The sequence below is a fragment of the Marinobacter sp. B-21 genome (genome assembly GCF_056857895.1).
Genome location: NZ_JBSXNZ010000087.1, coordinates 13,911 through 31,233, shown reverse-complemented (window position 1 = coordinate 31,233; position 17,323 = coordinate 13,911). Strand labels below are relative to the sequence as shown.

Annotated in this window: 17 protein-coding genes; 13 read left to right on the top strand and 4 right to left on the bottom strand. The window is 56.1% G+C overall.

Going from position 1 to position 17,323, the window contains the following annotated elements; all coding sequences use genetic code 11:
- The first annotated feature begins 2 nt into the window (after window positions 1-2).
- Window positions 3-1,277 (top strand): hydroxymethylglutaryl-CoA reductase, degradative, encoded by a 1,275-nt coding sequence (locus AC13C0_RS17620; protein ID WP_482954789.1) that lies wholly within the window; start codon window positions 3-5, stop codon window positions 1,275-1,277.
- 117 nt (window positions 1,278-1,394) lie between these two features.
- Here the strand turns inward: AC13C0_RS17620 and AC13C0_RS17615 are convergent, their stop codons facing one another.
- The 4 genes from AC13C0_RS17615 to AC13C0_RS17600 form a co-directional block, all read right to left on the bottom strand.
- On the bottom strand, window positions 1,395-2,702 hold the full coding sequence (locus AC13C0_RS17615) for an ATP-grasp domain-containing protein (protein ID WP_482954788.1): 1,308 nt from the start codon (window positions 2,700-2,702) through the stop codon (window positions 1,395-1,397).
- Between the two features lie 327 nt (window positions 2,703-3,029).
- Window positions 3,030-3,845 (bottom strand): anti-sigma factor family protein, encoded by an 816-nt coding sequence (locus AC13C0_RS17610; protein ID WP_117617123.1) that lies wholly within the window; start codon window positions 3,843-3,845, stop codon window positions 3,030-3,032.
- A complete protein-coding gene (locus AC13C0_RS17605) occupies window positions 3,838-4,422 on the bottom strand; it encodes an RNA polymerase sigma factor (RefSeq protein ID WP_117617122.1) in 585 nt (194 codons plus the stop codon). The genes AC13C0_RS17610 and AC13C0_RS17605 overlap by 8 nt, the downstream gene beginning before the upstream one ends.
- Before the next feature lie 74 nt (window positions 4,423-4,496).
- On the bottom strand, window positions 4,497-5,483 hold the full coding sequence (locus tag AC13C0_RS17600) for a YncE family protein (RefSeq protein WP_341581971.1): 987 nt from the start codon (window positions 5,481-5,483) through the stop codon (window positions 4,497-4,499).
- A gap of 375 nt (window positions 5,484-5,858) precedes the next feature.
- Between AC13C0_RS17600 and parS the strand changes: the two genes are divergently transcribed.
- The 12 genes from parS to AC13C0_RS17540 all read left to right on the top strand — a co-directional run bounded on the left by parS (window position 5,859) and on the right by AC13C0_RS17540 (window position 17,204).
- Window positions 5,859-6,272 (top strand): type II RES/Xre toxin-antitoxin system antitoxin, encoded by a 414-nt coding sequence (gene parS / locus AC13C0_RS17595; protein ID WP_162893667.1) that lies wholly within the window; start codon window positions 5,859-5,861, stop codon window positions 6,270-6,272.
- Window positions 6,269-6,736 carry an RES family NAD+ phosphorylase gene (locus AC13C0_RS17590; protein ID WP_341581970.1) on the top strand — a complete coding sequence of 156 codons (468 nt, stop codon included), beginning with the start codon at window positions 6,269-6,271 and terminating at the stop codon, window positions 6,734-6,736. Before parS ends, AC13C0_RS17590 begins: the two co-directional genes overlap by 4 nt.
- 395 nt (window positions 6,737-7,131) lie before the next feature.
- Entirely contained in the window at window positions 7,132-7,353 is a 222-nt protein-coding gene (locus tag AC13C0_RS17585; protein WP_227539409.1) for a GNAT family N-acetyltransferase, read from the top strand.
- 312 nt (window positions 7,354-7,665) lie between these two features.
- Entirely contained in the window at window positions 7,666-7,923 is a 258-nt protein-coding gene (locus tag AC13C0_RS17580) for an AbrB/MazE/SpoVT family DNA-binding domain-containing protein (RefSeq protein ID WP_482954787.1), read from the top strand.
- Window positions 7,924-7,949: 26 nt separating this feature from the next.
- Window positions 7,950-8,303, top strand: coding sequence for a type II toxin-antitoxin system PemK/MazF family toxin (locus AC13C0_RS17575; RefSeq protein WP_117617117.1), 354 nt, complete (start codon window positions 7,950-7,952; stop codon window positions 8,301-8,303).
- Window positions 8,304-9,141: 838 nt separating this feature from the next.
- Window positions 9,142-9,588 carry a MarR family transcriptional regulator gene (locus AC13C0_RS17570; protein WP_104416572.1) on the top strand — a complete coding sequence of 149 codons (447 nt, stop codon included), beginning with the start codon at window positions 9,142-9,144 and terminating at the stop codon, window positions 9,586-9,588.
- 204 nt (window positions 9,589-9,792) lie between these two features.
- A complete protein-coding gene (locus tag AC13C0_RS17565; RefSeq protein ID WP_482954786.1) occupies window positions 9,793-10,857 on the top strand; it encodes a lipid A deacylase LpxR family protein in 1,065 nt (354 codons plus the stop codon).
- Between the two features lie 56 nt (window positions 10,858-10,913).
- The gene (locus tag AC13C0_RS17560; RefSeq protein WP_482954785.1) at window positions 10,914-12,167 is read left to right on the top strand and encodes an efflux RND transporter periplasmic adaptor subunit; all 1,254 of its coding nucleotides are present in this window, start codon (window positions 10,914-10,916) and stop codon (window positions 12,165-12,167) included.
- Window positions 12,164-15,331: an efflux RND transporter permease subunit gene (locus tag AC13C0_RS17555; protein ID WP_482954784.1), complete on the top strand. Its 3,168-nt coding sequence runs from the start codon at window positions 12,164-12,166 to the stop codon at window positions 15,329-15,331. Before AC13C0_RS17560 ends, AC13C0_RS17555 begins: the two co-directional genes overlap by 4 nt.
- On the top strand, window positions 15,321-16,166 hold the full coding sequence (locus AC13C0_RS17550; protein ID WP_482954783.1) for a TolC family protein: 846 nt from the start codon (window positions 15,321-15,323) through the stop codon (window positions 16,164-16,166). Before AC13C0_RS17555 ends, AC13C0_RS17550 begins: the two co-directional genes overlap by 11 nt.
- Entirely contained in the window at window positions 16,166-16,753 is a 588-nt protein-coding gene (locus AC13C0_RS17545) for a TolC family protein (protein WP_482954782.1), read from the top strand. The genes AC13C0_RS17550 and AC13C0_RS17545 overlap by 1 nt, the downstream gene beginning before the upstream one ends.
- Entirely contained in the window at window positions 16,737-17,204 is a 468-nt protein-coding gene (locus AC13C0_RS17540; RefSeq protein WP_104417611.1) for a GbsR/MarR family transcriptional regulator, read from the top strand. The genes AC13C0_RS17545 and AC13C0_RS17540 overlap by 17 nt, the downstream gene beginning before the upstream one ends.
- The last annotated feature ends 119 nt before the right edge of the window (window positions 17,205-17,323 follow it).

Here is a 17,323-nt window from a genome sequence, read left to right as displayed (position 1 = left end):
CCATGCACATCCAAAGTTCGCGTATTTCCGGCTTTCACAACCTGTCGATGACTGAGCGCCGGGACAAGGTAATTGAAGTTGCAGGGCTGAGTAGGGAAGTAGCAGACCACTTGGCCAACACCGGAAACCTGGAGGCCGGAGTAGCTAACTCCATGATCGAAAACACCATTGGCACTATGAATATTCCCCTTGGTGTTGCCACCAACATGATCGTGGATCAGCGTGAAGTGCTGATTCCCATGGCGACGGAGGAGCCCTCTGTAGTGGCGGCTGTATGTAACGCTGCGCGCCAATGTCGTGACTCTGGCGGCTTCATCACGTCTATGTCTGGCTCAATGATGATCGCTCAGGTTCAACTGATAGACGTCCCCAATCCAGAGTTCGCACGCCTGCACATACTGGAGAAAAAAAGCCAGATCAAAGAAGTATGTGATGAGACCGATCCGGTGCTTCTCAAACACGGTGGCGGGTTCCGCGACATTGAAGTAAGAGTACTGGAAGACAGGCACCAGGGCGCAATGGTCATCACACATTTGATCGTTGATACTCGTGATGCGATGGGAGCCAATGCTGTAAACACCATGGCGGAAGCGGTCGCGCCGATGATTGCCCAATGGACCGGCGGCCGGACTTATCTGCGTATTCTGTCTAACCTTGCTGACCGGAGGCTTGCCAGAGCCAGAGCGACCTGGACGCTGGACGCGATCGGGGGCGAGTCCGTCCGTGACGGCATACTCTTGGCTTACGACTTTGCCGACATCGACCCATACCGGGCTGCCACGCACAATAAAGGCATTATGAACGGGGTGAGCGCTGTAGTGCTGGCGACGGGGAATGATACCCGCGCAGTAGAGGCTGGCGCCCATGCTTATGCAGCACGGACCGGAAGATATCGCTCACTGACCCAGTGGGAAATGGATCATAACGGCAACCTGACCGGCATGATTGAAATACCGATGGCCGTGGGGTTGGTGGGCGGCGCGACCAAATCTCATCCTACCGCGCGAATTTCACTGGACATCATGGGTATTGACTCCGCAGAGCACCTGGCGCGTACCGTTGCCGCTGTCGGATTGGCGCAGAATTTTTCTGCGCTTAAAGCTCTGGCAACCACCGGAATCCAGAAGGGTCACATGGCGCTGCATGCCAAAAATATTGCCGTAATGGCGGGTGCAATCGGCGCCGAAGTTGAATCAGTAGCTAAGGAACTGGTCAATCGCGGTAAGATTCGGGTGGATATCGCTGAAGAGATATTAAAATCCATGCGGGGGCAATAGTTTTATTTTTACCCACTGGCCACAAGGTAGGACTTGAGACTGTCCATGATTCTGGTCATAGCGACTCCAGAATCATGGACATCGTATCTGCTGCTACTAAATCCCTTCAGCGGGCCTCTAGACGTAGAAGTCCAGATCCTCCTGAGCTTTCAGCAGATCCCGCATCCTGATGGGGTCATCACCAAAGAAGAAGATGAGACCCCAATGAGTACCGAAGGCCGACCGGTCGGGAACGGTCTCTTCTGTCGGTTCATGCAATTCGTGTGACTCGAAGTAGGGATGCTCAATCGTTTCTTTGGGCATTTCCAGCTTGCTGACCACTCGGCGCCTTGGATACACACCGAAGCAACCTGCGTAGCCCTTCGCATCGACCACTTCGCGGGGGAAGAAGTTATCCACTTCCTCTTTGGTGCTTTTTGGATCGAATACCAGCATTGAAGCCTGGTAGGCATTGAACCCGTACGCCCGCTCGATAAGCTCGAAAGCCTTGAACCCGGGCGGACGATAGGCAACTTCCCCAAAGTACATTTCGCCGTCGGCAGTGACGAAGTACTCCGGATGAATCAGGCCAAACTGTATGTCGAACGTTTTGATCAGTAACTCGATCTGTTTGGTGATCGCGTTACGCCAGCTCTCGAGTTGCTCGGTAGCGGGTACAAATACCGAGTAGCCCAGCGTTACGTACTCCGAAATGTTGAGAAACTTGATCTTGCCACCGTGGATCCAGGCCTCAACGGCAAATTCCCAGCCGTCCAGGTGACTTTCCATCAGCAGGGGATATTCTTCCGCCGGAATGGTGTCAATTTCCTCTATCTTGCGGATCATTCTATGACCGAGACAACCGGCCTTGTCGAAGGCCTTGACGTGAATCGGGTCATCCGGGTCACCATCAAGTTTGAGCAGGGTCTGGTTGACACGCTTCATGAAGCGGACGATGTCTTCTTTCTCGTGCGCCTCTTCGAAAATCCCGACGCGAATACCGCCAAGCTGGGCACGGCGCTTCATCAGAGCCTTGTCACGAAACAGAATGGACTGCCCGTACATGCGAGGGTTGTTAAGGAGGACAGAGTTAATCGCCCCTGACCACTCGACGGTTTCCTCGAATAACGGTATGGCGACATCGACGCCTTCCGCCTTCAGCTTTTCGGCAATCTCCAGGGACCGATCATTCAACCGGATAAAATCCCACGGGATGAAAGGTATCTTGTTTGCGGTACAGAAATCCGCAGCCCACTCCGGAGCAACGACTATGTAGCGACGGTCAAACTTTTGCGCCGCCTTGATCGCATTGACGCTCCAGCCAAGCAGGGCGATGTAGCCTTTGTTCGGATCCTTGGGGGTTTCAGTTCCTTTAACCGAGTCCATCTCCGGATCGAGCCAGGCTTCTATCGCTTCGGGTAATTGCTTTTCTGATGTCATCGACATTCGATGTTCTCCTTGCTGGTTAACCCAGACAAACTGCGCAGACATTGGAGCGCACCGGGTAAACGGAGCCTTCAGGCAGTGTCGTTTATAGGGGATTGAGTGACTCCGGGGCGGGGTGAGACACTTAAGTTCGTGAATTTTTCACCCGGCGGGATATAGCGGGTCACGTGCATCCCACCTATCAACATAGTCGGTCTGGTTACAAATAGAAACGAAAGCCCCGGAATCATTTGCTTGTTGGGCTGCATCCGCGCACCCCTTGGTTTGAGGCAAACCCGGTGTCGGTCTAGTGTAGATGGTGGTCAAATAATCACCACCAACCCCGGATCAGGAAGCCTCCGTTGTGAACTCGCCAATCGCCGGAAGATTCCCTGCGGGCGCGACAACCAATAACCCGGACTCCTCCATCGGTATCCCGAGCACTTCCAGTTGATCGTCACGGGTACGAAAGTCTCCAGCACGAGCGACTGCTTGCCGGACGTCCGGATTCCGGAAGAACACGCGCTCCGAGATGCGGTATTGAATGATCAGACTGTTGCCCCGGCGCATGGCGTAGGCCTGGGCGGGGTCACCTCCCACACTGGTCATCCAGGTTGCCAGGACCCGACTGTTTGCCCACTGCATCGGCGGAGGCACGCCTGAGCCACCGGACTGCGAGGGCAGGTCTTCCCGGGCGACACGCTGATAATCAATCAGCACATCACTGACCATGGGAATCTGGTTAATGTTGCCCGGCGTCAGGTTAGGCATCAGGAGCACCGCCGCAAGTACCAGGGCAACAGCCCAACCCCCACCGCCAACAAGAACCAACGGGTGTAGACGGCTCAGCCAGTGCTTTATGTTCACTACCCGCTGATGACCTGATTTGTGCCTGCCAGTCACCGGGGCTTCTGCTAGCGCGTCATCAAGCCGTTTATCAAAACTTGCAGCAAATCGGGGAGTGGGTATGAGCTGTAGCCGGGCGGACAGGGCCTGTTGGCGAACGACATCGTTACGGCAGGCCTCACACCCAGCGAGATGGGCTTCGACAAGGTCGGTATGATGCTCATCCAACTGACCATCGGCGTAGCCGGCCAACCAGTCCTGTATTCGGACATGCAGGTCAGAAAATCCATGGGTTTCTGTTTTGTTGCTGTCACTCATGTGGCTTCACCGATGCGTGCTTTGCATTACTGGCAACAGGGGCTTCGGGTGCCGCCTTGATCAGTCGTTCGGCGAGCAGGCGGCGCCCCCTTGATAAACGGCTCATCACCGTTCCTGGTGCCAGGTCCAGAATCTGTCCAATGTCCTGATAGCTGAAATCCTCAAAGTCCCTCAACAGAATGACCTGCCGGAAGGTATCCGGTAAGGCCTGAATGGCCGCCATCACGTGCGCATCAGTCTGACTTTTCAGGGCCTGATCGAACGGGCCCGGTGCGGCGCAGGGATGCTCATTTAACACAGGATCCTCGGTTGTGAGCACCGGAGCCAGTTGGTGGCGACGTCCGTCTCGGCGATAGCAATCGGCTACCACACGATTGAGAATTTTAAGCAGCCAGGCATAAACAGCCACATGATCGCCCAGTTGGTCAAAATCCCGCCAGGCCCTTAGCAGGGTCTCCTGAGTCCAGTCCTCCGCCATCTCAGGCGACGGGGCCTGCCGCAGCGCAATACCGTACAGCCGGTAACGCCAGGGGCGTACCAGGGTATCGAATTGCTGCCTGCTTCCAGCGCTGCGCATTGGCTGCCCGTTACGAGTTGATGTTCACTGAATTTGAGATCATCACTTGTTACTCCCCATCCCGTTGATTTTTGTCATGGATTACCGGGTACCGCGATCCAGAAGGGAAATTTGCCCTCGACAGGCTCCCGGCGGACTACCTGCAGGGATTGGGCATCAATGACGGCAATGTGATTGTCCGCGGTGACCGACGCATAAATAAACCTTCCGTCGCGGCTTGCCCGCACTCCGTGAGGACCGGTTCCGACCTCAACGGTTTTCACAATGGTGAGGCTATCGGGGTCGATCACGGTAACGACGGATGCAGAGATAGCACCGGTTGCTACGTAGCGCCCGCCAGGCACCACGTCGATACCGCCATGTCCACTGGCCACTTTCAAGGTCTTGATGATTTTCTCGCTCGCCAGGTCCAGAACGCCAACATTGCCCGTGAAATCACGCAACCACAACCGCTGTCCATCGGCACTGATGTCGATATTGTGGGGCGTTTCCAGCCCTGGCGTCGGGATCTCGTGCTGTTTTTCCAGGGTCTGCATATCAACCACGGCAACGGCGCCTGCCCCCTGAAGCGTGACGTAAGCACGTTTGCCGTCGGCACTGAAAATGAGATTGTGAGGTACTTTCCCAACCGGAATTTTTTTAACCAACTCGAGAGTGTTAAGGTCAATAACAGCGACATCGCCCTGGGAGGGGGCGACGGCGAGACCATAACGACCATCTGGTGAAATTTTAACGCCCTGGGCCACCTCACCAATCGGTATGCTGGCCAACACCTTCCCGTTGGCGGTATTCAATACGTAAACCTTACCGGTTTTAAAGCCCGACACCATGAGCCGGGTTGCGTCCGTGTTGAGAGCATCGTAGTGAGCGCCTGCCACGCCAGGCCAGGCCTGTTTCGACGGTAATACCTTCACCATGCCGCTGTTCTGGACCGCGATATACAGGGGATCGCTGATCGCCTTTTCCAGACTAAGCCCGGGGGCTGAGCGAGATGTTTCAGTTGCTGTCGCTGGCAAACTGACACTGAGCGCGATTCCGGCGACTGCGCCGAACGATTTCATGAAACGCCTTATTTTTTGTTGCATGTTAAAAGCCCCAAACGATGAATGAATCCCGACTGGACACCTGTGCTGGCAACGGCGCGGCAACGACAGATCCGTCGGAAACTATCTCTACCGCTTAGGGCGTCTTCGGGGAGTAATTTATTCCCGGACGGTTTTTGTTGGAGCAACGAAAGGGAAGCTGCTTATTCGTCGCGATGGGGTCACAGAGAGTCGAATAAGCCTGCAAGAAATTCCGGCGCCATTGTGGTAAACTATTTTTGCCAAATGGCGGGAGGTTTTATGTCAGCGATCACCGAGAAAAAGCAAAGCCCTAAAGCGCATTTTGGACCTGGTAAGGCAAACGTTAGAGCCGTGTACGAGGGGCGTGGTGCTGTGAAAGCTCATCGCAGAACCACCACAGGAAAGTACGTGTTTGCCGGTGTCCAGGGCGTGAAAAAGATCCGCCGCGGCGGAAAGGCCAGGGAACTGGATGCCCTGAAGGCCCTATACGACATCGACGACGCTATTTTGTGCACACTGTTGGACATTTCCCCGCGCACCCTGGTACGCCGACGTGAAGACGGCACCGTGAACAAGGCAGAGCTGGATCGGGTAGCCACTTTGCACCTGGTGATGCGTGACGCCGTGGAATTGTTTGAAGGTGACCGAGAAAAGGCACGGCGGTGGCTTAAGCGTCCGGCGCGAGCCTTGGAGCACCAGTGCCCTATTGATCTGCTGGATACCGAGGCTGGCATTCGCATGGTACGGGACCTGATCGGGCAGCTTGAGCACGGCGTGTACGCATGAAGGCGTACCGAATCACAAAACGAAAACACAGGGACACTGCGTTTTCTGGGTTTGGTGCGCGCCAATATGGGGGTCGCTGGAATCTGCCTAATCACCCGGCAGTGTATCTATCCGAGAGTATTGCCCTTGCTCAGTTAGAAATTCTGGTGAATCTGGGTGAGGAAGACAGTCTACAGAATTATCTGCTTTTCCAAATCGAGGTGCCCGACAGTCAGGTTATGATCCTGGCCGACGACGCTTACCTAAGAGACTGGAACGGAACAAGAGTGTCAGCAGGCACTCAAGAGCTCGGAACCGACTTCCTCATCGACGGCGAAGCGCTCGCATTGGCGGTCCGTTCGTGTGTTGTGCCACAAGAATATAACCTCATCCTTAATCCGGAACACCCCGACGCAGAAGCGGTTATCGAAGAGGCCGTTGAGGTAACCTTCCAATTTGATGATCGACTGCGCTCTGATTCCTGAAACGTTGTTTGCGCATCGCAATGTCGTCACCCCGACCAGATTGACCGGGTACAGATCAGCAGGCCAGCGATTAGCGACGGGCACTCGCCACGATGCCCCTGGACTAGCCGAATAGCACTGATAATTTAACTTATGCGCGGTGCAGTAGTTCATGGATCTTAGACTTTGGTGTAAGACGTTGTTTTTGAATGCTTGAAAGGCCTTGAGTTTCATGAAATGGTTCATTACGTGACGTTTTACGAAAACTCATGAACCTACTATGGGGCTGCGGAATCACATCATGAAAGCGCTTCAGACGCCGGACGAATTTAGATCGCCGCTAATTGATAAAAGCGGTCCTTTTCCCGTCAAAAATGGTCTTTCCTCGACAAAATCGGAGAACGGTGACACGGTGTATGCTTCGAGATCCTCAAGTTATGAGATTTGTGGGACCTCGTCGCGCCCTGACAGAAGACGAAGCAGATTCGTGGTTCGAGGACACGCTGGCCAACCCATCCCGCTTCGATGTTGCCGAGGCTGAAGCTGATGAGTTCATCGGGTTCTGCGGTGTTAAAGAGTTAGGTGGCGTTGCGGATTTCGGCTATTTCATAAGATCAGAGTTTTGGGAAATGGAATAGCTGCAAGGGCATGTGAACTTGCAGTTGACAGGCTAGCCTCAATGATTGATTTCCAGAGTCGGTTTAGGTTTTCATCGCAATAAAACTTGAGGTCGAAAGCGTCCGAGATATGGAGGGCGTCAGTCCTGCAACGCGGAATGAACGAATAGCGAACCCGGAGAAGCCCGGCCCAAAGGGCGCGCAATAATGACCAAGAAAAGTTAGAACAATGTTAGCACTCAGGTTATAACATTGTTGACACACAACCACACTGCCTGTATAGTACATGCCGCTCAAGTGAAAATTATTGTTTATTGAATGAGCACCAAAATCATGAAAACGAGCATCAGAAAAATCGGAAACAGCGCCGGCGCGATACTGCCTGCACAGCTTCTGAAGAAACTGCATCTCCGGTTGGGCGATGACGTCTCCATCAAAGAGGATGGAATGCGCATAATCATCGAGCCTGCAAAGACTCGCCGGAAGTACAAACTTCAGGACTTGGTCGCACAGTGCAACCCGAACGCACCAGTTGCAGACGACCTTCAAGCCTGGGACAACGCACCCACAGCTGGGGAGGAACTGCTATGACCTAAACACAACAGAAGGATGAATTTATGCCACCGAAACGCACGTTCGATCAGGGTGACATTATTTGGGTAACCCTGGACCCAACCGAAGGATCAGAAATTAAAGGCAATCCCCGTCCCTGCCTTGTCCTGTCTCGCAAAGAATTCAACCAACTCGGAAGAGCTCTCGTCGCCCCAATTACGCAAGGCGGTGGCTACGAAAGAGATAAAGGATTTGCGGTACACCTCTCCGAAACCAAAATCCAAGGCGTAGCCGTTGTCAGCCAAGTGCGAACTTTGGATCTGAAAGCCCGTAACGCCAAGTTTGCAGAATCGGCCCCACCCCAAGTCGTTGCAGAGGCGCTAGCCCGCTTCGAGACCATAACGGACCCAGACGAATAGCCAGACTAAAACCTCGCCGAACCGGGTTCTAGCCCGGCTCAGTTTGTTCTGAATTTGGTGACTACCTATTGCGCCTATTATAGTCCTCTCTCGTCGCGCTCAGTTCCTCGTCCGTCAGCGTAAATTTGACGGACCCTTCGGGCACCATTGTGCCGCAAAGCTTGCCATCTTCAAGTGCACCGGAGAAGAGCCCACACGCAAGAAGCCGGAGCCCATCGTATTGCATGCCGCCAGGTCTGGCTTCAAGCTTGCCGTTACCGCTGCTGCAACAGCGTCAGTCGCATCCGCTGCTCCACCGAGGGCAGGCAGTGACGACTGAGTATATTGAGGGTTGGCAGACAAACGTGAAAAATAGCCCAAAAACACTCCCAACCTATTGAACTACCGTTTTTTTGGTCACCCGAACCCGAGTTCATGTCATTCTGACCGATAAAAGTAACTCAGCCTTGTTGTCGGCCCCGCAGACTCTACTCGACTGGGGACTGACCTTAGCGGATGCGGATTGCCTGGAAGACGCCGTGCCGAAGACCCGGCTGATGTCGAGTGAAGATGCTACGGTGTTGTGGGGCGCTCGGCACCAGCTTTTTAAAAGCCGGTCGCCGGTCACGACAGACAGCAAGGGTGTCTGCCAGGGCGACAATACGTTGAACGCCTCCTGTCTCTGAAGAAGCGAGGAGTTACCTGTCTCACTGGAAGGAGAAGCTCCTTAGCTGGCCTCGGCATCCGCGTGATGTTGCATATTAATCTGGCGCAAACTTGGCTAATGTGTAACTGACGCTTGTCTATATGTTTAGCTTACGATTTACTGTTATCGAATCATCAATAGCAGGACAGTGACATGGCCCCGCAAACTCCTCGAGAACAGTTTCCTTTCGCCAATGCCCGGGTAGCAAGACGCTGGCGCAAGTTGTTGGATGAGCGCCTGAAAGACCTGAATGTCACCCAGGCGCGCTGGTCTACCATGGTCTACTTGCAGCGCGGTGGTGAAGGGCTAACCCAGCGGGAGCTAGCCCGCCTGATGGCCATTGAGAACCCAACACTAGTCCGCCTGCTTGACGGCCTCGAGGAACAGGGCCTGATCGAATGCCGGCTCTGCAAGCTTGATCGGCGTGCCCGGCGGCTTTATCTCACCAATGCCGGTGAGCGCTTTATGAGCGAACTGAATGAGCGGGCGAATGTCTTGCGAGAGGAGATGCTGAAAGGCATTGAAAATACCGACCTGGAAGTCGCCCTGCGTGTTTTTGAGCGGGTTATGGAAAATTCTGCCAACCTCAAAAATACCTGAACCCGAAACATTTTTCAGGCGCGAGCGACAAGATTAGAACTGGAGCGTTCCGCACATTCCACCGGCACAGGACAGTTCCATCACGGCTAGCTGTCAATCATTACTTGTGTTACGTTTAGTTTATACTGAACAGATTGAACAAGTTGTGCGGACAGCCGTCTCATCATTTCTGGCCGGCGACCAAAAAGTCGCCGTACGGAAGGTATGTCAGCATCCGGGAGCAAGTTCTTTTACATCCGGTTCAACCCAGCTTTGGCAGAGGAATCTTCAGTGAAATCTGGATGTTGCAGAAAGCGTTACCGGAATTGGTGCTCAGGTCTGTTGCTGGGTTCTCTTGTGACATCAGCTTCCGCTGAAGGCCTGCTGTCCCTGAAAGTAGAAAACGATGCGTTTTCCGCCGGCGGCGATGGTCAATATACCAACGGCGTAGAGGTGATCTGGGCTTTTGAGCCCCCTGATCGACATTGGAGCCGCCGTCTTGCGGACGTTATTCCCGGCTGGTCTGGCAGTAGTCTTGCCGGCGCAACATATCGGCTAGGACAACAGATGTATACGCCGGAAGATATAGAGGTTGAAGCGCTTATTAAAGATGATCGTCCCTATGCCGGCCTTTTGTTTGGTGGGATTTCGCTACTAAGCGAAAGGGAACACGGTGGTTTGCGTTTGGCAGATAGCCTGCATATCGACGTGGGCATCGTAGGCCCGGCCTCCGGCGCTGAGGTGGGTCAACGAAATTTCCATGAACTTATTGCGGCAGACAAGCCGAGGGGTTGGGATAACCAGCTTGATAACGAGCCAGTTATCAATTTCGGTTATGAACGTGCCTGGTTTATGAAGCAAAACTTCTCTGGTCTGACCATTGAATATGGGCCGTCTGCCGGGTTTGCGCTCGGCAACCTGTATACCTACGCTTCCGGCGGCCTGGGGTTTCGTTTGGGAGAGGGGCTTGATCGTAGTTTCGGCATTCCGTCAGTCGCTCCTGCACAAGGCGGGCAATCCTCTTTTCGGCGGGATCAGGGCTTTAGCTGGTACGTCTTCGCTGCCGTTGAAGGGCGCTATATGGCACACAACCTGCTGCTCGACGGCAACAGTTTCGAGGACAGCCACTCCGTTGATAGTCGCGAATGGGTTGGCGACGCCCAGGTGGGTGCGGCATTGACCTGGGATCGCTGGCAGATCGCTTACACCTACCTGTGGCGAAGCGAAGAATTTGAGGAAAAGGACGGCGTCGATCAGTTTGGATCGATCGTTCTGTCTACCTGGTTATAAACGAAGGCATGGATCGAACGGTTTTTGAGTCTTTGGCCCATTCAGAGGTTAGTTATATGGAAACAGAGAAGAATTTGATGGTGCGTCTATTTGGGGCCCGCATGCTGCCCATGTGGTTGGCGGTTCTTTTGCTGGCTGGTTGTGACAACTCCTCCGGTCAGACAAAGGCTGAACGGTCTGCGCCGCCGCCTCCAGAAGTCGGCGTTGTTGAGGTGCAGCCGCAGCGTGTGAATCTTTCAATGGAACTGCCGGGCAGAACCGCCGCTTACCGTATCTCGGAAGTGAGGCCGCAAGTCACGGGCATTTTGCAGGAGCGCTTGTTTGAACAGGGCGCCCAGGTCAAAGCAGGTGAGGTCCTCTACCAGATCGACCCCAACCGATACCGTGCTGCCCATCAGCGGGCCCAGGCAGAACTGGAGCGCGCACAGGCCGAATTGCGACAGGCGCAGCGGGAGTGGGCACGTACGTCAGACTTGTTTGAGAAGAATGCGGTCAGCAAGCGTCAACGTGATGAAGCGCTATCGGCCTTGGAGGCAGCCCGGGCGGATGTCTCCCGATCCCAGGCGATGCTCGAAACGGCGGGTATCGAGCTGGCGTATACCGAGGTCAAGGCTCCCATCGCCGGGCGCATTGGCCCGACACTGTACACGGAGGGTGCGCTGGTGACCGCCAATCAGCCCCAGGTCCTGGCGCGCGTGGTGCAGCTTGATCCCATGTATGTCGATATTCAGCTACCGGTCGAAAAACTGGCTCGAATTCGGTCGTCTCTGAAGGAGGGCGCTGCTTCTGAGGCCGGCCCAAATGAAGCCGAGACTGTTTTGTTGCGCGAAGACGGTACCGTCTATCCCCACAGAGGTCGCGTTGACGTTACGGATGTTACCGTCAACCAAAGCACGAGTTCCGTCACTGTGAGAGCCGTTTTTCCCAATCCGGACGAAGATCTCCTGCCAGGAATGTACGTGCGCGTTCGTCTGAGTGAGGGAATTCGGGAGAACGCCATTCTGGCGCCGCAGCAGGGCGTGAGCCGTAACCCGCAAGGAGAGGCCACCGCGTTGCTGGTCAACCCGGAGGGTGAAGTTGTCGCCCGCCAGTTAGAGGCAGAGCGGGCCATTGGCGCTTTCTGGCTGGTGGAAAAGGGGCTGGAACCGGGGGATCGCCTCATTGTCTCCGGCCTGCAAAAGGTTAGGCCAGGAGCCAAGGTGAAGCCGGTTGCCGCAGATATTCCATTACATCCCCCCCAAAACCAGCAAGCCAGTGGCACGAATAATCCGAAGAAGAACGCCTCCGACGACGAGGGCACCGCGCAATGATTAATTTCTTTATTTCCAGGCCCGTTTTTTCCTGGGTTCTGGCCATTGTCGCCATGCTGGCGGGTATCATGGCGATCTTCGTTTTGCCGGTCCAGCGGTATCCGTCGGTGGCACCGCCGGCGGTGGAAATTCAGGCCGATTATCCTGGCGCCTCGGCGGACACCGTGTCCAATACGGTGGTTCAGGTCATTGAACAAGAGATGACGGGCCTCGACAATCTGCTCTATATGGGGTCGACAGCGGATTCCTCAGGCCACGCTACGGTTACTCTCACCTTTGCGGCGGGCACCGATCCGGACATTGCCCAGGTCCAGGTACAGAACAAGCTCAAACTGGCGGAACCCCGACTCCCGGAAGTGGTGCGCCAGCAGGGGATCAGCGTCGAGAAATCCAGCACCAGCTTTCTGATGGTAATGGCATTCGTCTCTACCGACGGTCGTCTCAGCAAGCTGGATATCGCCGATTTTATCAGCTCCGAGTTAGCCGAACCCATCGGACGGGTAACCGGTATCGGCAGTGTGCAGGTTTTCGGCTCTGAATATGCGATGCGGATTTGGCTGGACCCTTCGGCGTTGACCAATTACGGCCTGACCGTCGCCGACGTGAGCGCCGCCATCGAGGCGCAAAACGCCCAGGTCACCGCCGGTCAGCTCGGCGGGCTGCCCGCAGTCGAGGGCCAGCAGCTCAATGCCACGGTCACCGCCCAGACCTTGCTCACCTCAACCGAAGAGTTCCGCAACATCCTGCTCAAGAGTATGCCCGACGGGTCCCGGGTGCGCCTGGGGGATGTTGCCCGCGTTGAGCTGGGCGGCGGTGCAGTCCAGATTGACACTTTCTACGATGGCGAGCCGGCTGCCGGCCTTGGCATCAATCTGGCGCCGGGTGCCAACTCGCTTGCGGTCACAGAGGCTGTTAAAGCGCGGCTCCAGGAGCTCGAGCCCTATTTTCCCGAAGGGGTGGAGATTCGGTACCCCTACCAGACGGCCCCTTTCGTGGAGGCCTCCATCGACGCGGTGGTCACAACCATCATCGAGGCAATCGCCCTGGTGGTCCTGGTCATGCTCGTATTTCTCCAGAGTTGGCGGGCTACCCTGATACCAGCGATCGCAATCCCGGTGGTGCTGCTGGGCACCTTTGCGATCATGGCGGCCTTCGGCTTTTCCATCAACATGCTCACTCTCTTCGGTCTCGTATTGGCAATCGGCCTTCTGGTGGATGACGCCATCGTGGTGGTGGAGAACGTCGAGCGCGTGATGCATGAGGACGGCCTGAGCCCGATGGAGGCGACGCGCAAGTCCATGGGGCAGATAGCCAGCGCGCTGATTGGCATCGGCGTGGTGTTGTCTGCGGTGTTTATCCCGATGGCCTTCTTTCCGGGCTCCACCGGGGCAATCTATCGGCAGTTTTCCCTGAGTATTGCTGGTGCCATGGTGCTTTCGGTGCTGGTGGCTCTGATTCTGAGCCCCATGCTGTGTGGTCGGATCCTCAAGCCCACGCACGAAAGAACCTTGCTGCAAAAACTGTTCGGCTGGTTTGAGGCAGGCCTGGGGCGACTGACCCGGGGCTATGTCCGGCTGGTTGGCCATACGGCGCGCCACGCCTGGCTCTACACATTGGCGTTCCTGGGCATCGTCGTCCTGGTGGCCGTTCTCTTTGTGCGGTTGCCCGGCGGGTTCCTGCCCGCGGAAGACCAGGGGTTCGCCGTGGTGCAGTATCAGTTGCCCGCCGGTGCGACCCAGCAGCGCACAATCGATACCATTGAGGTTATCGAAGATTACTTCATGGAGCAGGATGAGGTGAAGGGCCTCTTCACAATCGCTGGTTTCAGCTTCGCTGGCCGGGCGCAGAACGCGGGACTGGCGTTCGTCAATCTCAAGCCATGGAGTGAGCGCGATCCCGAGACGCAAAGCGCCGACGCGATCATTCAGCGGGCGAACCGGGCGCTTGCCGGGCTGGTGCGTGATGGGCGGGCTTTTGCTTTCAATTTGCCACCGATACCGGAATTGGGGCAGGCCCTGGGCTTTGAATTGCGTTTACAGGATCGGGGTGCCATCGGGCATGAAGCACTCATGGCAGCGCAAGGTCAATTGCTGCAGTTGGCGGCCGAAAGCCCCGTGCTGACGAGTGTGCGTCCCAACGGTTTGGCGGACAATCCCCGCTACAAAGTGGACATTGATCACGAAAAGGCACAGGCCCTTGGCATAGAGTTGTCCGAGATCAGTCGACTTCTGTCGGTGACCTGGGGCTCGCAATACGTTAACGATTTTCTCCATGAGGGGCGGGTCAAGCGAGTCTATGTTCAGGGTGATGCCCCTTTCCGGATGCTGCCTGAGGATTTTGAGGCGTGGTATCTGCGAGCCGCTGATGGAGAGATGACCCCGTTGAGCGAAGTGACGAACGGACGCTGGGAGTATGGCTCACCGCGCCTTGAGCGTTTCAACGGTGTTCCGTCCCGCCAGATTCAGGGTGAGCCGGCACCGGGGTACAGTACCGGTGAGGCCATGGCGGAGGTCGAACGTTTGATCGCTCAACTCCCGGACGGTGTGGCCGGCGCCTGGAGCGGCCTGTCCTATCAGGAGCGCCAGGCTGGTGCCCAGGCATCCCTGCTTTACGCGCTGTCGGCACTGGTGGTGTTTCTGGCGCTCGCCGCGCTCTACGAAAGTTGGACCATACCCATTTCCGTGATGCTGGCGGTGCCCTTGGGCGTACTCGGGGCGGTACTTGCAGCGATGGTTCGCGGGCTTCCTAACGACGTCTTCTTCCAGGTTGGCATTCTGACCACCGTTGGTGTGACTGCGCGCAACGCTATACTTCTGGTGGAGTTCGCCCGAACACTCGAGGAGCAGGGAATGAAGCTGATTGAGGCAACCAAGGAAGCGGCGCGAGTGCGCTTGAGGCCGATTCTGATGACATCGGTTGCTTTCGGCATGGGTGTGTTGCCGCTTGCTTTCGCCAGTGGAGCCGGGGCAACCACGCGTATTGCGATAGGAACGGCGGTTCTCGGCGGCATGATTTCGGCAACGATACTGGCGACGTTCTTTATTCCACTGTTCTATGTGGTGGTCCGCCGTATCACGGATTTTCTGAGTGGCTCCAGAGACCAGGATGCCTCGGCTGCGGCCGCTCCCGGACGTGCAGACGGAGGTGTGGCTGATGATCGTTAAGGTATTGCTGGCCACTGTGATTGCGTTGTCACTTGGTGGCTGCTCACTCGCGCCGACTGTTGAGAAACCCGAGCCGTCGGTGCCGGAAAACTGGTCTTCCGCACGACTTTCGGCGGACGAGAAACTCCCCCTGGATTGGTGGCGTGGCTTTGGCGATCCGGCGCTTGTCACCCTTGTTGAAGAGGCGCTTGGTGCCAACAGCGACCTGCAACTTGCTGCTGCCAGGGTCGCCGAAGCACGGGCGCGCCTTACCGGGCAGCAGGCGGAACAATATCCGCTTCTGGAGGTAGAGGGCTCTGCGGTGCGCCAGGGGCCGAGTGATGAGGTGGTCAACAGCGCTGGTGGTGGTCAACCCTTCAACGATATCCAGGTCGGTGGGGTGCTATCGTACGAGCTGGATCTTTGGGGGCGGCTTGCGAATGCCAGCGAAGCAGCCCGGGCACGTCTCCTGGCCAGTGCAGCGAATCGCGAGGCCGTGCGACTAGCCGTGATTGGTGAGGTAGCCAATGGTTACTTCAATTTGCGTGCGCTTGATCGTCAGATCGACATCACCGAACGCACCGTGTCATCCCGCCGCGAATCGGTCGCCCTGCAACGGGCCCGGTCCGAAGGAGGCGAGGTTAGCGAGTTGGTCCTGCGGCAGGCTGAAGCCGAGCTTGCAGCCGCTGAATCCGAACTTCCGAGGCTTCGCCAGCAGCACGCCCTTCAGCGAAACGCCTTGGCAGTGCTTCTGGGGCGAGATCCACAACAGATTGTACGGAGTGATATTTCCGTAGCGGATACCATTGGTGAGATGAATGTTCCGGGCAGCGTCCCGGCCGGCCGGCGGATCTGATGGTCCGCCGACCTGACATTGCGGCAGCCGAACAGGAGTTGATAGCGGCCAACGCCGAAATCGGTGTTGCCCGGGCGGCGTTCCTGCCCAGGATTTCGTTTGAGGGCCTGCTGGGCCTGCGAAGTGCCTCCGGTGGCGACTTGTTCCAGGGCTCCGCATCCACTTGGCAGTTGGGCGGCTCGTTAGTCGGCCCGTTGCTGGACTTTGGGCGTTCCGAGGCACTGGTCAATCAGGCGGAGGCGCGTCAACGCCAGGCCCTGATTGCGTATCGTCAGGCCATTCAAGTGGCGTTTCGGGAGGTGCTCGACGCTATGGCCGGGGTGCGTGGTACCGAAGATCGCTTGGAAGCGCAGGCCCGGCAGGTAGCAGCACTGCGAAGCACAACTAAACTTGCGCGATTGCGCTTTGAGGGGGGCGCGTCCAGTTACCTGGAGGTGCTGGACGCTGAACGAAGCCTGTTTACAACCGAACTTGATCTCGTGGAAACGCGGCGTGATCAATTGCAGTCAACGGTTAATTTGTATCGAGCTCTGGGCGGGGGTTGGCAGAGTTCGTTACAATCTTCTGATTATGCAAACACTGACTGATTCAGACAGGCGTTTTATTGAGCGCCTCGGTCTTCAGGCTCAATCTGAAGGCTTTTCCCGCATCGCTGGCCAACTTTGGGCGACACTTATCGTGTCGGATGGTCCCGTCAGCTCATCGCAGCTTGTGGATACGTTGCGCGTCAGTAAGGCGAGCGTCAGTACGAATACGTGCTTTCTTGAAAGACTCGGCATTGTTGAACGTCGAACAATGCCGGGTGAACGCCAGGATTTTTTCGCGATTCGTCCCCATCCTTACGCTGCCTTGGTGGAAGGGCAGATAAAACGGCTCGAGGCCAGAAAGGAGGTGATTGCCGAAGCCAAGGCAACCATTACCAATGAACAAACGCTTGCCAAGCTGGCTGATCTGGATCAGTTCTACACCCTGTATTATGAGAGCTCCAGAGACCTTCTGAAGCAGCTGAAATCTGAAATCCTAGACAATAAAACATAATAAACTCAAAGGAGTAGGCTCGGGTTTCATCCGGGCCTGAATGAAACGCTGGCTATGTCAGAGCAACCCCCGTCGGTGTTACTGAAAGGAGGGCCTGGACCGTTCTCACCGTTTGGAAT

Coding starts and splice junctions, on each gene's coding strand:
- AC13C0_RS17620 (WP_482954789.1), top strand. CDS start 3: ATGCACATCCAAAGTTCGCGTATTTCCGGCTTTCACAACCTGTCGATG.
- AC13C0_RS17615 (WP_482954788.1), bottom strand. CDS start 2,702: ATGTCGATGACATCAGAAAAGCAATTACCCGAAGCGATAGAAGCCTGG.
- AC13C0_RS17610 (WP_117617123.1), bottom strand. CDS start 3,845: ATGAGTGACAGCAACAAAACAGAAACCCATGGATTTTCTGACCTGCAT.
- AC13C0_RS17605 (WP_117617122.1), bottom strand. CDS start 4,422: ATGCGCAGCGCTGGAAGCAGGCAGCAATTCGATACCCTGGTACGCCCC.
- AC13C0_RS17600 (WP_341581971.1), bottom strand. CDS start 5,483: ATGAAATCGTTCGGCGCAGTCGCCGGAATCGCGCTCAGTGTCAGTTTG.
- AC13C0_RS17590 (WP_341581970.1), top strand. CDS start 6,269: ATGAAGGCGTACCGAATCACAAAACGAAAACACAGGGACACTGCGTTT.
- AC13C0_RS17585 (WP_227539409.1), top strand. CDS start 7,132: ATGCTTCGAGATCCTCAAGTTATGAGATTTGTGGGACCTCGTCGCGCC.
- AC13C0_RS17580 (WP_482954787.1), top strand. CDS start 7,666: ATGAAAACGAGCATCAGAAAAATCGGAAACAGCGCCGGCGCGATACTG.
- AC13C0_RS17575 (WP_117617117.1), top strand. CDS start 7,950: ATGCCACCGAAACGCACGTTCGATCAGGGTGACATTATTTGGGTAACC.
- AC13C0_RS17570 (WP_104416572.1), top strand. CDS start 9,142: ATGGCCCCGCAAACTCCTCGAGAACAGTTTCCTTTCGCCAATGCCCGG.
- AC13C0_RS17565 (WP_482954786.1), top strand. CDS start 9,793: ATGTCAGCATCCGGGAGCAAGTTCTTTTACATCCGGTTCAACCCAGCT.
- AC13C0_RS17560 (WP_482954785.1), top strand. CDS start 10,914: ATGGAAACAGAGAAGAATTTGATGGTGCGTCTATTTGGGGCCCGCATG.
- AC13C0_RS17555 (WP_482954784.1), top strand. CDS start 12,164: ATGATTAATTTCTTTATTTCCAGGCCCGTTTTTTCCTGGGTTCTGGCC.
- AC13C0_RS17550 (WP_482954783.1), top strand. CDS start 15,321: ATGATCGTTAAGGTATTGCTGGCCACTGTGATTGCGTTGTCACTTGGT.
- AC13C0_RS17545 (WP_482954782.1), top strand. CDS start 16,166: ATGGTCCGCCGACCTGACATTGCGGCAGCCGAACAGGAGTTGATAGCG.
- AC13C0_RS17540 (WP_104417611.1), top strand. CDS start 16,737: ATGCAAACACTGACTGATTCAGACAGGCGTTTTATTGAGCGCCTCGGT.